This is a genomic window from Erwinia typographi (assembly GCF_000773975.1).
In the GTDB taxonomy this organism is placed as follows: Bacteria; Pseudomonadota; Gammaproteobacteria; order Enterobacterales; family Enterobacteriaceae; genus Erwinia; species Erwinia typographi.
Window position 1 is genome coordinate 114,379 of sequence record NZ_JRUQ01000059.1, and the last position, 23,662, is coordinate 138,040.

At 53.4% G+C, this 23,662-nt stretch carries 20 protein-coding genes and 2 pseudogenes; 7 read left to right on the forward strand and 15 right to left on the reverse strand.

Translation table 11 applies throughout. The features are described 5' to 3' along the window. Positions 1 to 91 precede the first annotated feature (91 nt). The 4 genes from NG99_RS20775 to pdeR all read left to right on the forward strand — a co-directional run bounded on the left by NG99_RS20775 (position 92) and on the right by pdeR (position 6,688). Positions 92 to 2,026 carry an exoribonuclease II gene (locus NG99_RS20775; RefSeq protein ID WP_034897226.1) on the forward strand — a complete coding sequence of 645 codons (1,935 nt, stop codon included), beginning with the start codon at positions 92 to 94 and terminating at the stop codon, positions 2,024 to 2,026. Between the two features lie 170 nt (positions 2,027 to 2,196). Further along, a complete protein-coding gene (locus NG99_RS20780) occupies positions 2,197 to 4,263 on the forward strand; it encodes a carbon starvation CstA family protein (RefSeq protein ID WP_034897229.1) in 2,067 nt (688 codons plus the stop codon). Next, entirely contained in the window at positions 4,256 to 4,546 is a 291-nt protein-coding gene (locus NG99_RS20785) for a YbdD/YjiX family protein (RefSeq protein WP_034897232.1), read from the forward strand. The genes NG99_RS20780 and NG99_RS20785 overlap by 8 nt, the downstream gene beginning before the upstream one ends. 159 nt (positions 4,547 to 4,705) lie before the next feature. Next, positions 4,706 to 6,688 (forward strand): cyclic di-GMP phosphodiesterase, encoded by a 1,983-nt coding sequence (pdeR, locus tag NG99_RS20790; RefSeq protein WP_034897236.1) that lies wholly within the window; start codon positions 4,706 to 4,708, stop codon positions 6,686 to 6,688. Here the strand turns inward: pdeR and NG99_RS20795 are convergent. Further along, on the reverse strand, positions 6,685 to 7,554 hold the full coding sequence (locus tag NG99_RS20795) for a crotonase/enoyl-CoA hydratase family protein (RefSeq protein WP_034897239.1): 870 nt from the start codon (positions 7,552 to 7,554) through the stop codon (positions 6,685 to 6,687). The genes pdeR and NG99_RS20795 overlap by 4 nt on opposite strands. 527 nt (positions 7,555 to 8,081) lie before the next feature. On the opposite strand from NG99_RS20795, the gene osmB reads away from it, so the two are divergent. Next, entirely contained in the window at positions 8,082 to 8,300 is a 219-nt protein-coding gene (gene osmB / locus NG99_RS20800) for an osmotically-inducible lipoprotein OsmB (protein ID WP_034897241.1), read from the forward strand. Positions 8,301 to 8,473: 173 nt separating this feature from the next. Here osmB and NG99_RS20805 read toward each other — a convergent pair whose 3' ends face one another. The 4 genes and pseudogenes from NG99_RS20805 to NG99_RS29410 all read right to left on the reverse strand — a co-directional run. After that, a complete protein-coding gene (locus NG99_RS20805; RefSeq protein ID WP_072017634.1) occupies positions 8,474 to 9,001 on the reverse strand; it encodes a LysR substrate-binding domain-containing protein in 528 nt (175 codons plus the stop codon). Between the two features lie 189 nt (positions 9,002 to 9,190). Continuing rightward, positions 9,191 to 9,520, reverse strand: a complete 330-nt coding sequence (locus NG99_RS29400; protein WP_157032668.1) for a hypothetical protein — start codon at positions 9,518 to 9,520, stop codon at positions 9,191 to 9,193. A gap of 45 nt (positions 9,521 to 9,565) precedes the next feature. Next, the gene (locus NG99_RS29405) at positions 9,566 to 10,519 is read right to left on the reverse strand and encodes a hypothetical protein (RefSeq protein ID WP_157032669.1); all 954 of its coding nucleotides are present in this window, start codon (positions 10,517 to 10,519) and stop codon (positions 9,566 to 9,568) included. Positions 10,520 to 10,726: 207 nt separating this feature from the next. Beyond that, a pseudogene (locus NG99_RS29410) lies at positions 10,727 to 10,897 on the reverse strand (Tn3 family transposase); the annotation flags it as partial. A 10-nt stretch (positions 10,898 to 10,907) separates the two neighbouring features. On the opposite strand from NG99_RS29410, the pseudogene NG99_RS28435 reads away from it, so the two are divergent. Continuing rightward, positions 10,908 to 11,101, forward strand: a pseudogene (locus tag NG99_RS28435) (Tn3 family transposase); the annotation flags it as partial. 21 nt (positions 11,102 to 11,122) lie between these two features. On the opposite strand, the gene yciH reads toward NG99_RS28435, so the two are convergent. From yciH to pgpB, 5 genes are all read right to left on the reverse strand, one after another. Then, positions 11,123 to 11,449 carry a stress response translation initiation inhibitor YciH gene (yciH, locus tag NG99_RS20815; RefSeq protein ID WP_034897243.1) on the reverse strand — a complete coding sequence of 109 codons (327 nt, stop codon included), beginning with the start codon at positions 11,447 to 11,449 and terminating at the stop codon, positions 11,123 to 11,125. After that, positions 11,449 to 12,165: an orotidine-5'-phosphate decarboxylase gene (gene pyrF, locus NG99_RS20820; RefSeq protein ID WP_034897244.1), complete on the reverse strand. Its 717-nt coding sequence runs from the start codon at positions 12,163 to 12,165 to the stop codon at positions 11,449 to 11,451. Before pyrF ends, yciH begins: the two co-directional genes overlap by 1 nt. A 219-nt stretch (positions 12,166 to 12,384) precedes the next feature. Then, entirely contained in the window at positions 12,385 to 13,554 is a 1,170-nt protein-coding gene (gene lapB / locus NG99_RS20825; protein ID WP_034897245.1) for a lipopolysaccharide assembly protein LapB, read from the reverse strand. Positions 13,555 to 13,560: 6 nt separating this feature from the next. After that, on the reverse strand, positions 13,561 to 13,869 hold the full coding sequence (locus tag NG99_RS20830) for a LapA family protein (RefSeq protein ID WP_034897246.1): 309 nt from the start codon (positions 13,867 to 13,869) through the stop codon (positions 13,561 to 13,563). Positions 13,870 to 14,011: 142 nt separating this feature from the next. Further along, a complete protein-coding gene (gene pgpB, locus NG99_RS20835) occupies positions 14,012 to 14,773 on the reverse strand; it encodes a phosphatidylglycerophosphatase B (protein WP_034897247.1) in 762 nt (253 codons plus the stop codon). 230 nt (positions 14,774 to 15,003) lie between these two features. On the opposite strand from pgpB, the gene ribA reads away from it, so the two are divergent. Next, positions 15,004 to 15,597, forward strand: a complete 594-nt coding sequence (gene ribA, locus NG99_RS20840) for a GTP cyclohydrolase II (protein WP_034897248.1) — start codon at positions 15,004 to 15,006, stop codon at positions 15,595 to 15,597. A gap of 85 nt (positions 15,598 to 15,682) precedes the next feature. On the opposite strand, the gene acnA is transcribed toward ribA, so the two are convergent. The 5 genes from acnA to topA all read right to left on the reverse strand — a co-directional run bounded on the left by acnA (position 15,683) and on the right by topA (position 23,486). Beyond that, positions 15,683 to 18,373, reverse strand: coding sequence for an aconitate hydratase AcnA (gene acnA / locus NG99_RS20845; RefSeq protein ID WP_034897249.1), 2,691 nt, complete (start codon positions 18,371 to 18,373; stop codon positions 15,683 to 15,685). A 486-nt stretch (positions 18,374 to 18,859) separates the two neighbouring features. Then, a complete protein-coding gene (locus NG99_RS29415) occupies positions 18,860 to 19,024 on the reverse strand; it encodes a hypothetical protein (RefSeq protein WP_157032670.1) in 165 nt (54 codons plus the stop codon). A gap of 2 nt (positions 19,025 to 19,026) precedes the next feature. Next, a complete protein-coding gene (locus tag NG99_RS28440; RefSeq protein ID WP_072017635.1) occupies positions 19,027 to 19,185 on the reverse strand; it encodes a YmiA family putative membrane protein in 159 nt (52 codons plus the stop codon). A gap of 502 nt (positions 19,186 to 19,687) precedes the next feature. Further along, the gene (gene cysB, locus NG99_RS20850) at positions 19,688 to 20,662 is read right to left on the reverse strand and encodes an HTH-type transcriptional regulator CysB (RefSeq protein ID WP_034897250.1); all 975 of its coding nucleotides are present in this window, start codon (positions 20,660 to 20,662) and stop codon (positions 19,688 to 19,690) included. Positions 20,663 to 20,876: 214 nt separating this feature from the next. Next, on the reverse strand, positions 20,877 to 23,486 hold the full coding sequence (topA, locus tag NG99_RS20855) for a type I DNA topoisomerase (RefSeq protein WP_034897251.1): 2,610 nt from the start codon (positions 23,484 to 23,486) through the stop codon (positions 20,877 to 20,879). Between the last annotated feature and the right edge of the window lie 176 nt (positions 23,487 to 23,662).

Consider the following 23,662-nt stretch of genomic DNA (forward strand, 5'->3'; position numbering starts at 1 on the left):
AAAGCCGGGTTTCCCGGCTTTTTACTTGCCGCGAGGCGGTTAATCGCGTAAAACTGTCTGCCGCTCTTAGGCCACAAAAACTGTTGAGATTATGTTCCAGGATAACCCGCTGCTCGCGCAGCTCAAAGAGAAACTCCACTCCCAGACGCCGCGTGTTGAAGGAGTAGTGAAAGGCACCGAAAAAGGCTTTGGCTTCCTGGAAGTCGACGCGCAAAAAAGTTACTTCATTCCGCCGCCGTTCATGAAAAAAGTCATGCATGGCGATCGCGTGATTGCGGTGCTGCAAACCGATAAGGATCGTGAAGTCGCCGATCCCGAAAAGCTGGTTGAACCTTTTCTGTCGCGCTTTGTGGGCCGCGTGCAGCGCAAGGACGATCGCCTGTCGATCGTGCCCGATCATCCGCTCATCAAAGACGCTATTCAGTGCCGTGCCGATCGTAGCGTGACCCATGATTTTCAGAATGGTGACTGGGCCGTAGCCGAAATGCGCCGCCATCCGCTGAAGGGTGACCGCACGTTCTATGCCGAACTGACCGCTTTCATCACCACTGCGGACGATCACCTTGCCCCATGGTGGGTTACGCTTTCCCGCCATAATCTTGAGCGTGAAGCCCCGCAAGCCGTGACCGGCGAGATGATGGATGAGCAGCTTGAGCGTGAAGATCTTACCGCTCTGGAATTCGTCACCATTGACAGCGCCAGCACCGAAGATATGGATGATGCGCTGTTTGTGGAAGAGACCGCAGACGGCCAGCTTCGCCTGACTATCGCCATCGCCGACCCGACCGCGTACGTCGCTGCCGACAGCGCTCTGGATAAAATTGCCGCCGAGCGCTCGTTCACCAACTACCTGCCCGGCTTTAATATCCCAATGCTGCCGCGCCAGCTGTCGGACGATATCTGCTCGCTGCGCCCGAACGAACGCCGTCCGGTGCTGGCCTGCCGCGTTAACGTCGCGGCCGATGGCACCCTGAGCGAAGAGATTCACTTCTTCGCGGCCTGGATCGAGTCTAAAGCCAGGCTGGCCTATGATAACGTCTCCGACTGGCTGGAAAATACCGGCGACTGGCAGCCAGAGAATGACGCTATCGCCAGGCAGATCCGCCTGCTGCATCGCCTGTGCCTGGCGCGCAGCGAGTGGCGCCAGACCCACGCGCTGGTGTTCAAGGATCGCCCTGATTTCCGCTTCCTGCTGGGCGAGAAAGGCGAAGTGCTGGATATCATTGCCGAGCATCGCCGGATTGCTAACCGCATCGTCGAAGAAGCGATGATCGCCGCCAACATCTGCGCTGGCACCGTGCTGCGAGACAAACTGGGCTTTGGCATCTATAACGTTCACCTGGGCTTTGACGCCGAGAAAGCCGAGCTGGCCGCGGCCATGCTGGAAAATCACGGCATGAAGGTAGATCCGCTGACTATCGCCACCCTGTCCGGCTTCCGCGAGCTGCGCCGTGAGCTGGATGCGCAGCCAACCCAGTTCCTCGACAGCCGCATTCGCCGCTTCCAGTCGTTTGCGGAAGTCAGCACCGAGCCGGGGCCGCACTTCGGCCTGGGTCTGGAAGCTTACGCAACCTGGACATCCCCGATTCGTAAGTACGGCGATATGATTAACCATCGCCTGCTGAAAGCGATGATCAAAGGGGAACAGGCAACCCGCCCAGACGATGAGATCACGGTGAAAATGGGTGAACGTCGCCGTCAGAACCGGATGGCTGAACGTGACGTCGGTGACTGGCTCTATTCACGCTTCCTCCAGAGCGCAGCCGGAACGGACCAGCGCTTCAATGCCGAAGTGATTGACGTTTCACGCGGCGGTATGCGCGTGCGTCTGACCGATAACGGCGCGGTGGCCTTTATCCCTGCCCCGTTCATCCACGCCGTGCGCGATGAGCTGGTGTGCAGCCAGGAGAACGGTACTGTCCAGATTAAAGGTGAAGTGGTCTTCCGCGTCACTGACCTGATCGAAGTCACCATTGCTGAGGTGCGTATGGAAACCCGCAGCGTGGTAGCCCGTCCGGTAGCTTAAGCGCTTTTCAGGCGGGATAACGCTGGTTATCCCGCCTGCTCTCCCCCCGCCGATCGAAAAAACATCTGTCGCCTCACACTTCTCCCTGCCTTCGCTTTCATTAACAAATAATTACATTACTTTGAAGCTGTTATTCAGCCTCTCTTATGGATCCTGGAAGGAGTAATGTGATGAAAAACGTCAAAACCGGCGTGATCTGGACCGCTGTGGCGTTAGTCGGCGCCGGAGCGTTTGCCATGCTGGCCCTCAGCCGCGGCGAACATGTCAACGCTCTGTGGCTGGTGGTCGCTTCCGTCGCCTGCTACAGCATCGCTTATCGTTTTTACAGCCTGTTTATCGCTAAAAACATTTTCGAGCTTGACGATCGTCGCCGTACGCCAGCCGAACGGAATAACGACGGCCTGGACTACGTTCCCACCAATAAATGGGTGCTGTTCGGCCACCATTTTGCCGCTATTGCCGGTGCCGGGCCGCTGGTGGGCCCGATTCTGGCGGCGCAGATGGGATTCCTTCCCGGAACAATCTGGATCCTTGTCGGCGTGATGCTGGCCGGTGCGGTGCAGGATTTCCTGATCCTGTTTATTTCCACCCGCCGCGACGGGCGTTCGCTGGGAGAAATGGCCCGCCAGGAGCTGGGCGCGTTCGCCGGCGTGGTCACCATGCTGGGGGCGCTCGGCGTGATGATCATCATCCTGTCCGCGCTGGCGCTGGTCGTGGTTAAAGCGCTAACCAACAGTCCCTGGGGCCTGTTCACCATTGCGGCGACCATCCCAATTGCCCTGCTGATGGGCGTCTATATGCGTTTTATTCGTCCCGGGAAAATTGCTGAAGTTTCGCTAATTGGTTTTGTGCTGATGATGGCGGCAATTATTTACGGCGGCGACATCGCCCAGCATCCTTACTGGGGGCCTTTCTTTACGCTGAAAGGGACAACCCTGACCTGGGTGCTGGTGATTTACGGTTTTGTCGCCTCAATCCTGCCGGTCTGGCTGCTGCTGGCGCCGCGAGACTACCTCTCTACCTTCCTGAAAATCGGCGTCATTCTGGGACTGGCGGTCGGGATTCTTTTCGCCATGCCGGAGATGAAAATGCCGGCGGTGACCCGCTTTATTGACGGCACTGGCCCGGTCTTCGCTGGCGGCCTGTTCCCGTTCCTGTTTATCACCATCGCCTGCGGCGCGATTTCCGGTTTCCATGCGCTGGTCTCCAGCGGCACCACGCCGAAACTGATCGAACGAGAAAGCCATATCCGTTTTATTGGCTACGGCGCGATGCTGATGGAGTCTTTCGTGGCGATTATGGCGCTGATTTGCGCTTCGGTGATCGATCCTGGCGTTTACTTTGCCATGAACTCCCCGGCGGCCCTGATTGGCACCACGGTTGAAACGGCTGCGCAGGCTATTAACGGCTGGGGCTTTGTCGTTACGCCAGAAATGCTGACCGGCATTGCCAGAGACGTTGGCGAGTCCAGCATCCTCTCACGCGCAGGCGGCGCCCCTACCTTCGCGGTCGGCATGGCGCACATTATTACCGAGGTGTTTAACAGCCGGGTGATGATGGCCTTCTGGTATCACTTTGCGATTTTGTTTGAAGCGCTGTTTATTCTGACCGCCGTTGACGCAGGGACTCGCGCCTGCCGTTTTATGGTGCAGGACCTGGTAGGTACGGTGGTGCCTTCGCTGGCGAATAACCGCTCATGGTTTGGCAATATGGCCGGAACAACCGTCGCCGTCGCTGGCTGGGGCTTCTTCGTCTATCAGGGAGTGGTTGACCCGCTGGGCGGGATCAATACGCTCTGGCCGCTGTTCGGCATCGGCAATCAGATGCTGGCGTCAATGGCGCTGATTCTGGGCACCGTGGTGCTGTTTAAGATGAAGAAACAGCGTTATGCCTGGGTCACCATCCTCCCCACCGTCTGGCTGTTTATCACCTCAATGACCGCGGGCTGGCAGAAAATATTCCATGAAAAGCCTGCCATTGGCTTTCTGGCGCAGGCCAATAAATTTTCGAAAGGCATCCAGGACGGCATCATTATCGCCCCGGCCAAAACCGTCGCCGATATGGAAACCATCGTCTTCAGCAATCAGATTAATGCCGCGCTGTGCGGCTTCTTTATGCTGGTGGCGGTGACCATGCTGATAGCGGCTTTCTTTGTCATTCGCCGCGCTCTGAACAGCCAGCAGCCTACGGTACATGAATCCGAAATCTCCTTGAGAAGCGAGGCCCGCCATGTCTGATGCGATCCGCGCCGTTCCGGGACGAACCCGGTTTATCGTGAGGCGCTGCGTGCCGATTGAAGCGGCTAAGCCCCCGGAAAGGCTCACATTACGCCTGCTAATGTCACGGCTGGCGCAAAGCTTCAGGCTGATGGTTGGCGTCCAGCATTATCCAACCTATCTGCTGCATATGCAGCGGCAACATCCTGAAACCAAACCAATGACGGAAAAAGAGTTTCATCGTTACTGTCTGGAAGCGCGCTTTCCGAGTAAAGCCGGTAAGTTAGGCAAATGCCCCTGCTAATCCACGCCCCCGATCGCCAGATCGGGGCATTTTATTCTCCCCGGTAATTTTCGCTGCCAAAATATATTCCATATACATCTTGAGATTCTCATGGTTGCCGAATACTGTTGCTAAAATAAGAAGATACAGCTTGTACTGCATCCTTCAAGGAGACACCTGATGACCGATGAACAAGGGCAATCGTTACTTTATACCTATTTTGGTACCACCAGCCCTCATTGGCGTTTGCTGGCCGATAGTGATGCACTTCTTTTTGCTGAGGACGAAAAGTCCAGCACCCACATTGCCGTTGCGCTGACGGGGCCGCAGGCCAACCTGGTCCGCAGCATGACGGTCATTACCTCCAGCATCAACCTGACGCTCTCGCTGTATGGCGAGCCGATTTCTGTGCATCTGGTCGGTAGAAAGGTTAACCAATCCTCATGGGCTGGCAGCGCCTCCGCCTGGGGAGATACCTCCGCCGTGGCGCGCGATCTGGTACTGGGGCTCTCTTTTGCCGAACAGGTGGTCTCGGAGGCTAATTCGGTAATCGTCATCGTCGATCAGCGCGGCAACATTCAGCGCTTTAACCGGCTGAGCGAGGAGTACACTGGCCTGAAAGAACAGGAAGTGATCGGCCGTAATGTGTTTCAACTTTTTATGACTAAGCAGGAGGCCGCGGCCTCCCGACGGAATATCAGCAGTTTTTTCCGCAACGGCAGCTCCTACGAAGTAGAACGCTGGATTAAAACCAAAAAGGGGCAGCGCCTGTTTCTGTTCCGCAATAAATTCGTTCACAGCGGCAGCGGTAAAAACGAAATCTATCTGATTTGCTCTGGCACGGACATTACCGAAGAGCGTCGCGCCCAGGAGCGCCTGCGCGTGCTGGCCAATACCGATACCATCACCGGCCTGCCCAACCGCAACGCCATTAACCACGCCATCGCCGAAGCGCTGGAGAATCGGGTGGACCAGCAGGTGGGCCTCGTCTATCTCGATCTCGACAACTTTAAAAAGGTGAACGATGCGTACGGGCATATGTTTGGCGATCAGCTGCTACAGGCGGTGTCGCTGGCTATATTGAGCTGTCTTGAACAGGAGCAGACGCTGGCAAGACTCGGCGGCGATGAGTTTATTGTGCTTGCCACTGCCGCCAGCCAGGCTTCGCTTGAGGCAATGGCGTCACGTATTCTCGATCGGCTGAAGCTGCCCTTCCGCATCGGCCTGATCGAAGTCTATTCCGGCTGCTCCATCGGCATAGCCGTCAGTCCGCAGCACGGCGAAGATCGCGAGAGTTTGATCCGCAACGCCGATACCGCCATGTACACCGCCAAAGAGAGTGGCCGCGGCAAATTCTGTATTTTCTCCGCTGAAATGAATCAGCGCGTATTTGAGTATTTGTGGCTGGATACCAATCTGCGTAAAGCGCTGGATCAGAATCAGTTAATTATTCACTATCAGCCCAAAATCGATGCCGGTGGCGTGGTGAATAGCGTTGAGGCGCTGGTGCGTTGGCTTTCGCCAGAGCGCGGTCTGGTGCCGCCGGGAGATTTTATCTCCTACGCCGAAGAGTCCGGCCTGATTGTGCCGCTTGGCCGCTGGGTGATGCTGACCGCGCTTGCGCAGATTATTCGCTGGCGTGAGAAAGGCATTAACCTGCGGGTGGCCGTCAACGTTTCTCCCCGTCAGCTTATCGATCAAAGTATCTATGGCGATCTGAAACTGGCGCTGGCGCAGGCCGGGCTCGATCGCTGCCCGATTGATATTGAGCTGACTGAAAGCTGCCTGATCGAAAATGAAGAGAAGGCGCTGGCGCTGATGGAGCAGTTCCAACAGCTGGGGGCAGAGGTGCACCTTGACGATTTTGGTACGGGATATTCATCGCTTTCACAGCTGGCGCGGGTGCCGATTAACGCGATCAAACTCGATCAGAGTTTTGTGCGCGGCGTCAACGATCGTCCTGTTTCGCAATCGCTGGTGCGGGCTATCGTGGCGGTGGCTAATGCGCTGGAGCTACAGGTCATAGCGGAAGGCATCGAAACCGAAGAAGAAGAGGCTTTTGTCCTGGCGAGCGGAGTGACTTCCCGCCAGGGATTTCTTTATGCCAGACCAATGCCCGCCGGTGATATCGAGCACTGGCTGGCCGACAGAAGCAGAAGCTAACCCACTTTTCGCAGCGCCTGGGCGCTGTGGCGATTTTGCAACTGTACCAGCCGTTCCATATAGGCAATATCCTTCGGCTCAATGGAGAACGCGAAGTCAACCCAATCCTCCGTAATATCCATCAGCTCAGCGCGCGTCAGTTGCAACACCCGCTGACGAGCTTTCAGCATCGCTTTTACGCCGTTCAGCTTAGGCCTGAGGGTATCGATAAAGGTGCGCGTCGCCTGATATCCCTCCCCCGGCTGGAACACTTTATCGACAAGGCCGCGCTGCTCGAACCACTCCGCCGTATGGGACTCCCCTTCACAAATTAACTCTTCGGCCAGCTTCATTCCTGAGCGACGGGCAACCAGCGAATAGCCGCCCATGCCAGGAAACAGATTAAAAGCAATTTCGGGGAAGCCCATGCGGGCGGTGTTTTGCGCCAGAATAAAATGATGGGCCAGCGCGGCTTCAAATCCGCCGCCTAACGCGCTGCCTTCAATCATGGCAATGCTCACCGCTCCGGTATCAAACCCTCTTGCAGCAGCATGAATGCAGTCCACGCAGGCGCGGGCATAGGCCCTCAGCGCTTCGCGCCGTCCGTTTTTAATTGATTCGACAAAGAACCGCAGATCGCCGCCGGCATTAAACATGGTCGGCACCAGCGAGCCGGTCACCCAAAAATCGATGGGCAAGCCGGAGCGCTGGGCGGCATAGCTGAGGTTCATGATCTCTTCGATAAGCTCATGGTTGAAGCTCGGACGTGGCTGCGCACGGAGCAGCATCCACATGGTGCGGCGACCCTCTTCGTAATAAGCAGAGAGCTGTGTGGTTTGTCCAACTTCGTTAAACAACCTGCATGTAGTCTGATTAATAACTGTCATTATCTTATCCTCTGGTTATGGGAGCGCATAAGCGCTTTTTCAGCGTAATCCAGAGTGTGTGATCACAAAATCTGGTTTTGATTTTTAAGATAAAACAGGATCGAGAGCACAGCAGAGTGCGCGACACCCTCCGCCCTTTCCCTCAGCAGAAAGGCCCGTGGGAGTCCAGCACGGCAGGCACGGGCAGCGGGTATGGAGATTATTGCTGGATGCGGGGCAGGATTTGGCGGTAGAACCAAAAATGCGTGAGCGATTAGGAGTTTTTACCTGTGAAGATTGGCAGCGTTGCATACAATAGAGTTAAGCAATAGAACCAAGGAGTGATAGTTAGAACTCTAACTTTCCAGGCGCCATTGCTGTTCTGCTCCTGAAGGCCTGTCATTCCGACTGGCGCGCTATTTTATCGGGGTTTATTTACCTTATGTGAGATAAACCACGCATAAATTCGCTGGAGCTGGGCCGATAACGCAGGGATATCACTATACTTACCAGGATATCTCTGCAGTACAAGAAATGGAGAAATGAGTATGTCAATGACTACAAAACGGCTGACAGCAGGCCTGCTCGCTGCAACTCTGGTGCTTTCTCTGAGCGCCTGCTCACACTGGTCTAAACGCGACCGCAATACGGCTATTGGTGCCGGGGCTGGAGCAATTGGCGGATCGATCTTGTCTAACGGCAGCGGTCTGGGCACCGTTGGTGGCGCAGCGGTAGGCGGCATCATAGGTCACCAAATCAGCCGATAAGGAGTAATGAGGGGTGAAAGCCGGGCGATATTATCATCATTCAGCTTTCCTCCTGTATTTTAGATGCCCCCCTTTATCTCGCTGACGCACTCAGCGTTAAGAATACGGCACAGTGTATTTTATTCACTTTCAACCTGCTTATCTGATAATGATCGGCTTGGCATTTAATACGTTTAATTCATCGCGTTTAGGCTGATAATTAAATCCCGCAGCCAACGTTGGCCGGCATGTCCGTGGCCGCGCTCGTGCCAGATAAGGCTGACTTCAAAGCGCTCTTTAAGCCAGGGGAGTTCCACCACGCTGAGTTGATTAAAAGGTTGCTGAATTAAACGTCGCGGGACCAGCGCCACCAGGTCACTCGCTGACACCATTCCGGGAATAAACAGAAATGAAGCGGCAGACATCGCGATCTGGCGTTGAAGCCCTGACGCAGCTAGTACAGCATCAACAGGCGTGGTAAATCCCCCACCGGCTGGTGAAACGATAATATGTTTCTGTTTTGCAAAATCCTTCATGCTCAGATTTTCCTGGAGTGCAGGATGTCCTGAACGTCCGATAAGCACATAGGTTTCATAAAACAAATGATGAACTCTCAGATGGGTTTGCAGCGCTCCCGGAGTGGCAATGACGGCATCGATTTGCCCCGTAAGCAACTGCTGCTCTAACTGATTCGGATCATAGTTCCGCACGGCTATGCGCACTTGCGGAGCTTAGCGTACAGTTTCGTACAGTTGGGCTTCAGATCCCTAACTAACTCAGGATAAGGGGGCTACGTTCATGCGCAGCACCATTGGCAAGTTTTATCGACAAAGCGTATCAACTGGCCGCTCTTTGCAACAGTGCCCTTAACGCGACAGAGCCTTAATGCAACACAACCCTCCGGTATGACATTAATTAAATTCTAGTCCTCTCAACCATGCAGTATTAAGAACACAGGCATTAACTGGTTTTTTTAACAGATAAGCGATCAGTGCAGTCTGATAAAGTCCGTTCAAATGGCCTTTACTATCATCGGATATTGATTTCCCGTACCATGTGCCATTAATCTTAACGTTAAATCCCGGCCCACGACCCAACCAGTTTGATGTGTTATTTATTGCAGATATATATACATCTTCATAATATTGTCCGTCACAAGAGTTATTATGGTTCAAAGGATTACCTGCAAAGCAAAGTGAGGATGCCAGTGATAGAGAAACGGCTAGCAGTTTTATTTTCATCAATAAGTCCCAGTAATACATAATTATGCATATTTTATGCGCAGCTTATCCCAATAAAATTATAGATAAAATATCTATAACCTTAAGATAGTTATCGTCAAATGGCCCCTGGTCAGACTCAACAAACGTGAAGTCGACGTTTTCTGATTCTTTTTCTGGGAGAGTGATTTTAATCACAGGTATACGGATGCCTGTTTGTTTAAAATAGTCTGATTGCATGTATTTAGCTGCTTCCAGACCCGTTAACCCATCGTTATGTAATCCATCGATATAAAAAAAGGATTCGATCGGTAATTGTTCCCCAATACCGGCTGGCCAGGTAGCAATGGATAGCTCGTTCTGACTCCAGGCCTCCATTTGGTCCTGTACATTCGTCAGGCGCCTGGCCTTCAGGCTAGTAGCAAAAGCGTCAGTACTGGCGTCAAACGAACACTGGTGGTGATAGCGTTTTGGACTGACAGGATCCACTGAGTTGAAATGATCAAGCCATTGTTCTGCGGTCGTGATCCCTTGAGACTCGCATTCCCTGCTTTCTTCCGGATAATCACTTGCTGCACCACATCCTTGATGAGTGCGAATGTTAGTGCCTGCATCATAGGGAAATGAACACAGCACCTTTATAGGCCATGGGGATGAAGTGCCGTATCTTCCGCTTTTTAATGTGAATCCCTGAGAGCGGGAAGCTTGTAAACGTGTAGTATTCAGGTCGTTTCTAAAATAAGAGAACGGTATTCCTCCGCGTATGGCAGAAGACGGGCTAGGCTCCCAAGCATGATAATTTGGACTGGCGTTTGCAGCCCGTATTAATATTCCATTACAAAACCAAGCCGGGTCATCTCCGCAGGTGTCTGAGGTATCATAAAACCTTTTTTTCATATCATCCGCGACGTTAAATCCTGTTAACTTCGCTGATTCTTCTTCGGCTCCTGAAGTACTTATATTTAACCCACAAAAAAGCAACGACAACAATATTGCAATTAATTTTGTCTTCTTGTTCATTTTTTTCGCATATAAATTTTAGGGTATAGGCGTACATTTAACTAACTTCAAATAGAAAAAACCACTTAATTTTTTTTAAATTTAAGTAAAATTAATAATTTTGATTCAAGATTAGACGATTGGGTGATGCCTCTGTGATGCAAAAACGGGAGTGACCATCGATTCGATATCCAAGCTAACGTGACAACAATTGTTCATTGAGATGTAGCCCCTTCTTTTCAGCAGGTTAATGGCGTTTTCTATATATACGGTATTCCACAATGTGATCGCGGCGGTAATCAGCGTCAGTCCGCTGGCCCGGTAACTCTGATTTTCCAGACCTCGATCCCTTATTTCACCAAGACGATGCATGAAGACGGCTCTGGCAAAGGCATTTTTTGTTCTGTAAGGACTTCTGGAGCAGCAGACTGGGCTGAATCCTGTTGAGATCATGACAGACATAGTTGGTACCAGCGATATTATTTTGGCCTGTTCTGGCTGCTGGGATATCAGTTTTCCCACCGGCTTGACGATGCTGGCGAAGCGGTATTCTGGTGGGTGGAGAAATTGGCAAACTACGGTGCTCTGGATGAGCTGGTGAGGTTTCGCGGCCTTATTTCTGGCCTAACCACCCGCCAGCTTCACCTTCAGCCCTTTCGCTTCAAGCAGCGATTTAAGCAGCTCACGCTTGTCACCCTGAATCTCAATCACGCCCTCTTTGACTGAACCGCCGCAGCCGCATTTTTTCTTTAATTCCGCCGCCAGTTTTTCCAGCCCGGCATCAGCAAGGTCCAGCCCGCTAATCAGACAAACGCCTTTGCCCTTTCTGCCGCTGGTCTGTCGCTGAATACGGACTATACCGTCCCCTTTTGGACGCTGCACTTCCTGCTTTGGCTCGTCAATCCGACCGGCGTCAGTGGAATAAACCAGACGGCTGTTACTGTCGGCCATTATGCCTCCTGTAAAGATGTAAGGATGCTTTTGAGCGTGGCTTCCGGGTCCGCAGACTGCGTAATTGGACGCCCGATCACCATATAATCTACGCCAGCCTGCTGCGCTTGCTGCGGCGTCATAATCCGGCGCTGATCGCCAGCATCGCTGCCTGCCGGGCGGATACCCGGCGTGATAAGTTTGAAGTCTGTACCAAAGGCTTGCTTAAAGCGAACCGCTTCCTGTGCCGAGCAGACGACGCCGTCGAGGCCACACTGCTGAGTCAGGCGCGCCAGCCGCTCCGCATAGTCAGCGGGCGAAGCCTCAATACCGAGATCTTTAAGGTCCGCCGCCTCCATGCTGGTCAGCACGGTGACGGCAATCAATAACGGAGCTTCTTTGCCAAACGGCAGCAGCGCCTCGCGGGCGGCCGTCATCATCCGTGCTCCGCCGCTGGCATGGACGTTGACCATCCACACGCCAAGCTCAGCCGCGGCGGCTACCGCATGGGCGGTGGTGTTTGGGATATCGTGGAACTTCAGATCCAGAAACACCTCAAAACCACGCTGGTGCAGATCTCTCACCAGATCCGGGCCGAACAGGGTAAACATCTCCTTGCCTACTTTAAGACGACAGCTCTGCGGGTCAATCCGGTCCACAAAAGCCATAGCGGCGGCGCGATCGTTATAGTCGAGCGCGACCAGGATGGGGGAACCGGTTACCTGAGGTGATTGCATGGGAGAACCCTCTTAAAGTGATGCGCATTTGGCACAAGAGATAAACGGCAAGCATTCTACCTGTGGCACCGGCAAATTCACAGTTTGCCGCACGGGTTTTCATTCTTCCCCCTGCCTGACGGCAGAAGACGCCGATCTTTCTGTAACCTCAACAAATAAATTAATTAGTATGTTGTAACTAAAATAGAGTCTGTTAAAAGGCCAGCCACCCTTATGGTGTTACTGACCGTCTAAGCCACGAATCGGTTTTACGGAAGACCAGGCACGGCAGGAAGGACAGTGCCAGTAAAGCGCGTGGGCGGTAAAGCCGCATTTGTGGCAGCGATAGCGCGGCTTGGTACGAATTTGCTCGCCAACCATGTCTCGCAGCACCATCAGACTCTCTTTCGCCCTGCCGTCTTCCGCTTCGTGCAGGTGATAATCCATCAGGCGATGGAATACCCTCATCGTCGGATGTCGCTGAAGCTGGCGGTTAATGTAGACCTGTGCCACCTCTCCCCCCTCCTCACGCTCAATCACGTCGGAAAGGTACAGCTCAGCGGCGGCGCCGGTATTTTCTTCGACGCAGCGCTTGAGATATTCAGCCCAGGCCAGCGGCTGATTAAGCTGTTGATAACAAATTTCGAGCATCTCCAGCGTTTCGCTGACCAGCTCCTTGTCCTGCTCCAGAACCCGCTGCAAAAAACCTACGGCTTTGCCATATTCGCCTTTCGCCATATGAGTGCGACCCATCATGATCGAGACGCGCGCGCTTTGCCTGTCGGCAGATTCCCCTTTTTTCAGCAGGCTCATTGCCCTGTCGAGATCGTCACTGCCCATCGCCTGTAGCGCCAGCTCGCAGTAGAAGTGGGCAATCTCCATCCGCTGCTTGTCTTTGCCCAGCTTGACCAGCCGTTCGGCCACTTCAATCGCTTTTGGCCAGTCGCTGGTTGCCTGATGAATGATGAGCAGCTGCTGTAATGCGCCGATGCGGAAGTCGGTTTCATCCACCAACTGGCTAAACATCTCTTCGGCCCGGTCGTAAAAACCGGCAGCCATATAATCGCGGCCCAGCTGCTGCACCGCTAACAGACGCTGATCGTAGGTCAGCGAGGCGCTTTCCATTAGCGCCTGATGAATGCGGATAGCCCGATCGACTTCGCCGCGGGAACGAAACAGGTTTCCTAAGGTCAGGTGCGCTTCCACCGTCCCGCTATCCTCTTTAAGCATGTCAAGGAACAGATCGACGGCCTTATCCTGCTGATTGGAGAGCAGAAAGTTGACGCCCGCCACATAGTCCCTGGAGAGCCGGCTCGCTTCCTGTTGCTTGTCCTGCTGCGCGCTGCGGCGCCCCATATACCAGCCATAGGCGGCGGCAACGGGCAATAACAGAAACAGCAGTTCCAACATGAGAGATTATTCCTTAATGGCAGGGACTTGTGACACCGTCACGGCCTCTTCTGCCTGCCCCAACTGCTGCTGCAGGCGTTTTAATTTACGCTGCGAGTGGGCCAGAGAGACGCGTACGCGCAGCCAGAACAGGCCGCAAATAGCCCAACCAAGGATAAATCCGGCCGCGAACAGCGTGGCCAGCAGCGTTGACACGCGGTATTGCCCCTGAGCTAACAGGTAGTTAAATGAGACGACCTGATCGTTGTGCGCCCCAAGCGTAATAGAGATGATAAAAATCACCAATACCAGTAAAAAAATCAGCAAATATTTCACAGTCCATCCCATAGTCTGATGTTAACCAGATGAATTATGCCAAAAAAAAAGCGCGGTTGCTTGCCTGATGCTTCGGCAAACGCGGCGACCGTGAAAAATTCTGCCCATGCACCTGTTATGGGGGCAAAAGGCAGAAACACAATCACTCCTGTTCGCGAGAGGCTATTTCTCGCTGTTCGTCCGGCGGCACGGTAAGCGGGCCGCAATAACGTTGCACCAGCCAGGTGGCCACCGTCACCAGCAGCCAACTGATTAGCGTAGAGCTGATCAAATCTCTGGGCCAGTGCATCCCCAGCACCAGGCGACTGGCCATCACGCCAACGGCCCAAATCACCAGTACCACAATGGTTACCACCCGTCGGCGAGGCCACAGCAGCCCTACCCCAAGCAGCGCCCAGCTGGCGGCGAACATGGTGTGGCCGGAAGGAAAGGCGAAGCCGGTTTCAAACTCCCAGTGTCGTTTTAACCAGTCTGGCAGCTGAACGTTATCAATCAGGGCATTGCGTACCAGCGTACTGCGCTCGGGCCGTTTTTGCTGATAGAAGTTTTTTTCATCAAGCCCGCTATGCTGCTCGAGCCACAGAACATAGGGGCGTGGCTCCTGCACCTGCTCTTTAATAAAGGTCTTGGAATATTGCCCTACCAGAATCGCCGCAACCATAATGACCAACAGCAGCAGCGCAGGTTTAAGGCGAAAACGCAAACACCAGAGGAACCATGCGCACAGAATGGCACTGCTCAACGTCCCCCAGGGACTGGTTACCGTTTCGGTAAGCCAGAACAGCGCCTTATGGCCGCTTCCCATCTCTACCGGCTGCCAGCGCCAGCCAGAGAGCCATACCGCGGTCGGCATCACCAGCAGCAGCAGCGCCGCCAGCGTCGTGCGAAGTGCAATCTCTTTCATCGTCATCCCTTACCGGTCCGGCGTTTGACTCATTTTTGACTAAGTTTATGATAAAAAATAATAACATACTGGCGAAGAAGGTGATAATTGTGCGGTATCGCAACAATCGCTCTAACTCGTTAACTGCCTTCGTCCCGATTGTGGCAAAATACGCAGGATGAATTATGTCAGTTAGCTGACAGCGCGCTACCATGATGATAGCGCAACACTTGATGGTTCTGGAGAGTCACATGCAGCTTAAACGGGTAGCAGAAGCCAAACTGCCCACGCCATGGGGAGATTTCCTGATGGTTGGTTTTGAAGAACTGGCAACGGGTCACGATCATGTGGCGCTGGTTTATGGAGATATTACAAACCGCGAAGCAGTACTGGCACGCGTACATTCCGAATGTCTGACCGGCGATGCGCTGTTCAGTCTGCGCTGTGACTGCGGTTTCCAGCTTGAAGCCGCGCTGAATCATATCGCGGAAGAAGGTCGGGGGGTTCTGCTCTACCACCGTCAGGAGGGGCGTAACATCGGCCTGCTGAATAAAATCCGCGCCTATGCGCTACAGGATAAAGGGTATGACACGGTAGAAGCCAATCACCAGCTTGGCTTTGCCGCCGACGAGCGTGACTTCACTCTGTGTGCGGATATGTTTAAGCTGCTGGGCGTGAACGAAGTCCGTCTGCTGACTAATAACCCCCGTAAGGTCGAAATTCTCAGCGAGGCGGGCATTAACATTGTGGAACGCGTGCCGTTGATCGTTGGGCGCAACCCAGAGAACGCCCACTACCTGGATACCAAGGCGGCCAAGATGGGCCATCTGCTGTCCAAAGACTAACGCTATTCTGAACAGAGATAAGGCCGAATCCGTTCGGCCCTTTTTATTTCTTTCAGCGGGAAAATCGCCCCGCTGCCAGGTCAGGCTACTTCTTTTCGCTCAGCATGTTACGGATGACATAGTGCAGAATGCCGTCGTTCTGATAATAGGTTAGCTCATTGCCAGTATCGATGCGGCAGCGGGTAGCCAGCGTCTCCCGCCTGCCATCGGGGTAAGTCAGGGTGACATTCACCGTGCCGCCAGGTTGCAGCAGACTCAGGTTTGCCACGTCAATCAGCTCGTCACCGGTTAACCCCAGCGTTTTGCGGGTAACGCCCTGCGGGAACTCCAGCGGCAGGATGCCCATGCCGATGAGATTCGAACGATGGATGCGCTCGAAAGATTCGGCAATCACCACTCTCACCCCAAGCAGGCGCGGTCCTTTTGCTGCCCAGTCCCGGCTGGAGCCGGATCCATACTCTTTGCCGGCAATCACCGCCAGCGGCACCGACTGCTGCTGATATTTCATCGCCGCGTCATAGATAGCGAACTGCTCGTTGCCCGGAACAAAACGGGTCACGCCCCCTTCTACACCCGGCACCATCTCGTTACGGATGCGGATGTTGGCAAAGGTACCGCGCATCATTACCTCATGGTTCCCTCTGCGGGAGCCGTAAGAGTTAAAATCGGTACGCTCAACCCCGTGGGACAGTAAGTACCGCCCCGCCGGGCTTTCGGCCTTAATGCTGCCCGCTGGTGAAATATGATCCGTAGTGACCGAGTCGCCCAGCATCGCCAGAATCCTCGCATTTTTAATATCTTTAACCGGAGCAGGTTCTTTCCCCATTTCATCAAAGAACGGCGAGAGGCGTATGTAGGTGGAACCTTCATCCCAGTCGTAGGTTGCCGCTTCGCTGACCTTAATCTGCTGCCATTCAGGCGTACCTTCAAACACCTCGGCGTACTCTTTATGGAACATGTCGGTGGAAACCATCTGCACCGCTTCAGCGATCTCTTCAGGCGAAGGCCAGATATCCTGCAGATAAACAGGGTTTCCGGCCCGATCCTTGCCGATCGCTTCCTGCTGAAGGTTGATATTCATGTTTCCGGCCAACGCATAGGCTACCACCAGCGGCGGCGAGGCCAGCCAGTTCGTTTTCACGTAGGGATGAATTCGCCCTTCGAAGTTACGGTTGCCGGAAAGCACAGCGCCGACCGTAAGATCGCCCGCTTTGATCGCGCTTTCAATTTCATCCGGCAGCGGGCCAGAGTTACCAATACAGGTGGTACAGCCATAACCGACAAGGTTAAAGCCGAGCTGATCCAGATAGGCCGTCAACCCCGCCGTTGCCAGATAATCGGAAACCACCTTAGAGCCGGGTGCCAGTGAGGCCTTGACCCACGGCTGGCGCTTGAGACCCAGCGACACCGCTTTCTTCGCCAGCAGTCCGGCGGCCATCAGTACGCTGGGGTTAGAGGTATTGGTACAGGAGGTAATAGCCGAGATAACCACTGCCCCGTCGCTAAGCGTGTGTTGCAGGCCGGTTGTGGCGTCCTGGTAGCTCACCGCCTTGTGCTGTTTCTGGGACTGATTAACTTCCAGCTCGTTGCTGGCCTGAAACGCCTTTGGTACGTCGCCCAGCGAGACGCGATCCTGCGGGCGCTTCGGCCCGGCCAGGCTCGCCTCAACATCGTTCATATCCAGCGCCAGCGAGCTGGTAAAGAGCGGTTCATCGCCCGGGTTACGCCACAGCCCCTGAGCCTTAGCGTAGGCTTCTACCAGCGATACCTGTTCGCTGCTGCGTCCGGTCAGCGTCATATAGCCGATGGTGACATGATCCAGCGGAAAGAATCCGCAGGTGGCACCATATTCCGGCGCCATGTTGGCGATTGTAGCGCGGTCCGCCAGGGGAAGATCGTCCAGCCCGTCACCATAAAATTCAACAAACTTGCCCACCACGCCATGCTTACGCAGCATTTGCGTCACGGTAAGCACCAGATCGGTGGCGGTAATGCCGGGTCTGAGCTTGCCGCTCAGCTTAAATCCCACCACGTCAGGGATCAGCATTGAGACGGGCTGTCCCAGCATTGCCGCTTCGGCCTCAATCCCCCCCACGCCCCACCCCAAAACGCCCAGGGCGTTGATCATGGTGGTGTGGGAATCGGTTCCCACCAGCGTATCGGGATAGGCAAGCTCCTCCCCATTCTGCTTTTCATGCCACACGGCTTTACCCAGATACTCAAGATTCACCTGATGGCAGATGCCGGTGCCCGGAGGGACGACGCTAAACTGATTAAACGCTTTCTGGCCCCAGCGCAGGAAAACATAGCGCTCATGATTGCGCTCCATTTCGAGGCGGACGTTCTCTTCAAACGCGTTATCATCGCCAAAGCGGTCAACGGTCACCGAGTGGTCAATCACCAGGTCGACGGGCGACAGAGGGTTTACTTTCGCGACGTCACCACCTAGGCGCTTTACCGCCTCACGCATGGCCGCCAGATCAACCACCGCCGGTACGCCGGTAAAGTCCTGCATCAAAACGCGTGCCGGACGATAGGCAATTTCACGGTCGGCATGAGCCTGTTCCAGCCAACCAGCCAGCGCGGCAATGTCCTCACCCGTTACGGAGTCTTCATCCTGCCAGCGCAGCAGGTTTTCCAGTAAAACTTTCAGTGATTTGGGTAAGCGGGACAGGTCACCCAGCTGTTCAGCGGCACGGGGCAAGCTGTAATAGTGGTAGCGTTGGCCTTTCACATCCAGTGTTGCCCTGGCTTTATTATGTAGGGTAGACGACATTACTCCTCCTTCATCGGGCACTTATCATAACCTGAGTGATTACAGGGTCTGCTTTAAAGATAGACCACATAGAAGGTAACGTTTTGATAACAACACGAAATGACAACACCAGAAACAATCGAAAACAAAAACGCCCCGCAGAAATAACTGCGGGGCGTTTCTATATAAATTCATTGGATTAAATATGCATTATTAATGCATCATCATTCCCATCCACAGGGCGCTGGTCCAGAATAAAGCGGAAAATGTCCAGGTACTGAACCAGGTAATTTGAGTTAAATTCATTTTTTACACTCCTTCAGGCCTGAGCGACCCAAAACGTACCGCATATAAACCTTGTCTAAATGAGAAAGGTTTCACCGTTTTATGATGGTTGTCCCATCATTCAGGCAGCAAGGTGCCCAGCCAGATAACCCGGCAATTGAGAAAGCAGTTTTTTTGATAATTATGTCTGGTCAGAGGACCAGCAAAGAATAACACGCTTATTTATTTGGTTTTTTTATCGATCATTGAATCGATAAAGCTGCGCTGCAATTCGTTCAGTCCCCACGAGTCAGGAACAGTGACGACATCGGTGGATTTACCTTTGCAGTAGCGCTCTTTCATCTTGGTAGCCTGCGGCGTTTTCTGATTCAGCGTTTGTAGATGCATACTCAGCCCCATACGCGCCAAATCAGCAGTGCAACGGCCATCCAGAAAATCGCTGAACCCGCGAATACCGCCTGCCAGGCCCTACGTTTCAGATCGCTGGTACGCTGAACCTTGATGGTTTTATGCCCGAAGTCGGGTTGTACTGATAATCTAGTATCCATAGTTTTTGATAATCACTCGCATTGATAACGATTGTTTTGAGCAATCAGAAATTAGGATGAATCCTAAACATTCTTCAGGGCGAAATCCAGTTATTTTTATTGAGCAAAACGATAAATAGCATTAATCAAAGCAGAAAAACTATTTCCTTTGTTATTAATCAAACTTAAGTCAATTAATTAGGCAGTAAGTCAAATAACAACGATAACACCGGGTAACAGTTCCATTTATTTCTGGAGAGATCTTTACCTGTCCTTAAGAACCGCCCGTTTCAGCCCTTCCATAACCAGAGTATGAGAATCTTCCTAACAAGACGCAAAAGCTGTCGGTGAAAAGTGTGTACCATTTCTCATTTAATGAATAACAATTAAAAAACATGTGATACATGTTTCATTTATGTAAAAGAACAAAAAGCGTTTATCGATGGGATGAATAGAAAGGACCAGTTGATAATAAAGGCCGCATTAGCGGCCCTGAAGATAACCCTGCTTTTTACACGGTTAATTATCTGGCGGGCAGTTTAATGTCTTTAAACATCGCTTCTATATCTTCATTCGAGCGTAAACCTACAGCAGTATCAACCACATCCCGCGTCAGGTGGGGGGCAAATCGCTGAATAAAATCATACATATAACTGCGCAGGAAGGTACTGCGGCGGAAGCCGATCTTGGTGGTGCTAAAGCTAAACACGTCCGTTGCTTCAATTCTGAACAGGTCGGGGTCGGAGACCGGATCGACCGCCATGCTGGCAATCACCCCTACTCCCAGTCCCAGACGAACATAGGTTTTAATCACGTCAGCATCGGTTGCTGTAAAGACAATCCGCGGTGTCAGTCCCGCACGATTGAACGCAGTGTCCAGTTCAGATCGGCCCGTAAATCCAAAGGTGTAGGTGACCAGCGGATATTCTGCCAGCTCCTCAATCGACACTTTAGCCTTACCGGCAAGCGGATGGTCAGGCGTGACCACGATGGCCCGATTCCAGTGATAGCAAGGCAGCATGATCAAATCATCGTACAGATGCAGCGCTTCTGTCGCTATCGCAAAGTCGGCGTTCCCCTTGGAAACGGCCTCGGCAATTTGGGTAGGCGACCCCTGATGCATATGCAGCGAGACGCGAGGATAGCGTTCAATAAACCCTTTGATGACGCCAGGCAGCGCATAGCGCGCCTGGGTATGGGTAGTTGCCACGTAAAGAGAGCCTTTATCAGGCCAGGTATGCTCACCGGCAACTGATTTTATCGCGTCCACTTTCGAAAGCACTTCCCGCGCGATACGGATAATTTCCTGTCCAGCAGGAGTGACCTGGGTCAGGTGCTTGCCGCTGCGGGCGAAAATCTGAATCCCCAGCTCATCCTCAAGCATACGAACCTGCTTACTGATACCAGGTTGCGAGGTATAAAGTCCTTCGGCTGTAGAGGATACGTTCAGGTTGTGATTAACCACTTCAACGATGTAACGCAGCTGCTGCAATTTCATTTTTCATTCCATCTGAGGTTTGAAGCCACGCGCCGTACGCCTGTCCGTGCTGAGCGCAGTGATAACACCGCCGCAGTACTGAGAAATCCGGCCTAATGCGATTTTATAATAAAGAAAGGGATATCTATAACAACTATATCAAATATGGCAAGGATGTATAGTTCAGCAGGGGTGGAGAAAAGAAAGAAGGGTCAGCGAATGCTGACCCTGTCGGTTACTTTTTAGCAGTTTTGCTGGCAGCTTCCCACTTACCCTCAACGTAAAACGCCGACCAGCCGGTCGCCTTACCGTCTTTCTCGGTGCTGACATACTGCTGTTTGGTTTTACGACTGAAGCGAACCACCGACTTGTTGCCCTCTTCATCACTGGCTGGCGCATCGGCCAGATAGCGCAGTTTTTCCGGCAAACGATCGCGAAAACGCTGCAACTCTTCCACCAGCGGCGCGCGGGTTTCCCTTGATTTAGGGAAGGTATTAGCCGCAAGGAACACGCCTGCTGCGCCATCGCGCAGAACAAAATAAGCCTCCGACTTTTCACAAGCCAGCTCTGGCAGCGGGACCGGATCTTCTTTCGGTGGCGCGACGTCGCCATTGCGCAGGATCTTACGGGTGTTTTTGCACTCGTCGTTGGTACACGCCATGTATTTGCCAAAGCGCCCCATCTTCAGGTGCATTTCCGAGCCACACTTCTCGCACTCCACAATCGGCCCATCATAGCCTTTAATGCGGAACTCGCCCTGTTCGATCTCATAGCCGTCACAGCCCGGATTGTTGCCGCAAACGTGCAGCTTACGCTGATTGTCGATCAGGTAACTGTCCATTGCAGTGCCACACTTCTGGCAGCGATGACGGGCACGCAGCGCGTTGGTTTCAGCATCATCCCCCTCCAGAACGTTCAGCACTTCATTTTCCGGGATCAGATTAATGGTTTGCTTACAGCGCTCTTTCGGCGGCAGCGCGTAGCCGGAACAGCCGAGGAAAACGCCGGTGCTCGCCGTACGGATCCCCATCTTACGGCCGCAGGTTGGGCAGTCGATGGAGGTCAGGATCATCTGATTAGGCTGCATACCGCCCTCTTCAGGTTCCTTATCCGCTTTTTCCAACTGCTGGCTGAAGTCGGCAAAGAATTTATCCAGTACGCCTTTCCACTGGGCCTCGTTATTCGCCACCTGGTCCAGGCTGTCTTCCATGTGCGCGGTGAAGTCGTAGTTCATCAATTCGCGGAAATTGTTTTCCAGACGATCGGTGACGATTTCCCCCATTTTCTCCGCGTAGAAACGGCGGCTTTCAACGCGGACATAGCCACGATCCTGAATGGTCGAAATGATTGAAGCATAGGTAGAAGGACGGCCAATACCGCGCTTTTCCAGCTCGCGAACCAGCGAAGCTTCGCTGAAGCGGGCCGGGGGCTTGGTGAAATGCTGGCTTGGCTTCAGCTGCTGTAGCGTCAGCTCTTCACCCACTTCAATCGGCGGCAGAGTGCGATCCTCATCTCCCTTACGCAGGGCTGGCATCACTTTAGTCCAGCCGTCAAAACGCAGCGTGCGTCCTTTGGCCTTCAGTTTAAAATCCGCCGCCGCAACGGTCAGCGTGGTGGAGTCGTACTGGGCAGGCATCATCTGGCAGGCAACGAACTGGCGCCAAATCAGCTGATACAGCTTTTGCGCATCGGCTTCCATGTCCTTCAACTGCCCGGACTCGATAGCCACATCCGAAGGGCGAATCGCTTCGTGCGCTTCCTGCGAGTTATCTTTGCTGGTATAGACGTTGGCCGCTTTTGGCAGATACTTCGTGCCAAATTCGCTCTCAATGTAACCACGCACCATGCTCACCGCGTCCTGGCTCAGGTTGGTTGAGTCGGTACGCATATAGGTGATGTGCCCGGCTTCGTACAGACGCTGCGCCATCATCATGGTTTTCTTCACGCCGAAACCCAGCCGCGTGCTCGCCGCCTGTTGCAGCGTGGAGGTAATATACGGCGCGCCAGGCTTGCTGCTGGTTGGCTTGTCTTCACGATCGGCCACCATGTAACGGGCTTTTTCCAGCAGGCTGACCGCCGCGTGAGTTTGCTCGCCGTTGACCGGACGGAATGGCTTGTCGTGATGATGGGTGACTTCCATCGGCAGGCCGACGCCTTTCGGCGTGTTCAGATCGGCATGGAGTTCCCAGTACTCTTCGGGCACAAACGCTTTGATTTCACGCTCGCGTTCCACCACCAGACGCACGGCCACCGACTGAACTCGCCCGGCGGAAAGCCCACGGGCAATTTTTTTCCACAGCAGCGGGGAGACCATATACCCCACCACGCGGTCCATAAACCGACGCGCCTGCTGGGCGTTCACCCGATCAATATTCAGCTCGCCCGGCTTTTCAAACGCCTGGCGAATCGCATTTTTGGTAATTTCGTTAAACACCACGCGGCTGAAGCGTGAATCATCTCCGCCGATCACTTCCCGCAGGTGCCAGGCAATGGCTTCCCCTTCGCGGTCAAGGTCGGTTGCGAGATAGATGTGGTCAGCGTTTTCTGCCAGCGATTTCAGCTCTGAAACCACTTTTTCTTTGCCTGGCAGAATCTGGTAGTCCGCTTCCCAACCGTGATAAGGATCGACGCCCATGCGGCTGACCAGCGCCGCTTTCTCATCCTTCTTCACTTTTTTTGCTGGTTTACTGGTTGTAGAGTCAGCGCTCTTTTTAACCGTTGATCCACTGGTCGGCAAATCGCGGATGTGACCGACGCTGGACTTCACCACGTAGTCATTACCGAGATATTTATTGATTGTTTTGGCTTTTGCCGGGGACTCAACTATTACGAGAGCTTTGCCCATATTTACCTTTACCTGATTAAAACATCCGAGAGTAAACTGTGCCGTTTGCCTGGGCAAGCGAGATGCATTAACGATATGGCTACCGGGGAAAGCATTTTCAACCCGGTTAAATTCCGCCCTGCCGTTCCGCTAACTCAGAGAGCCAACTCGCTGATTAACGACACCTTTTACAACCT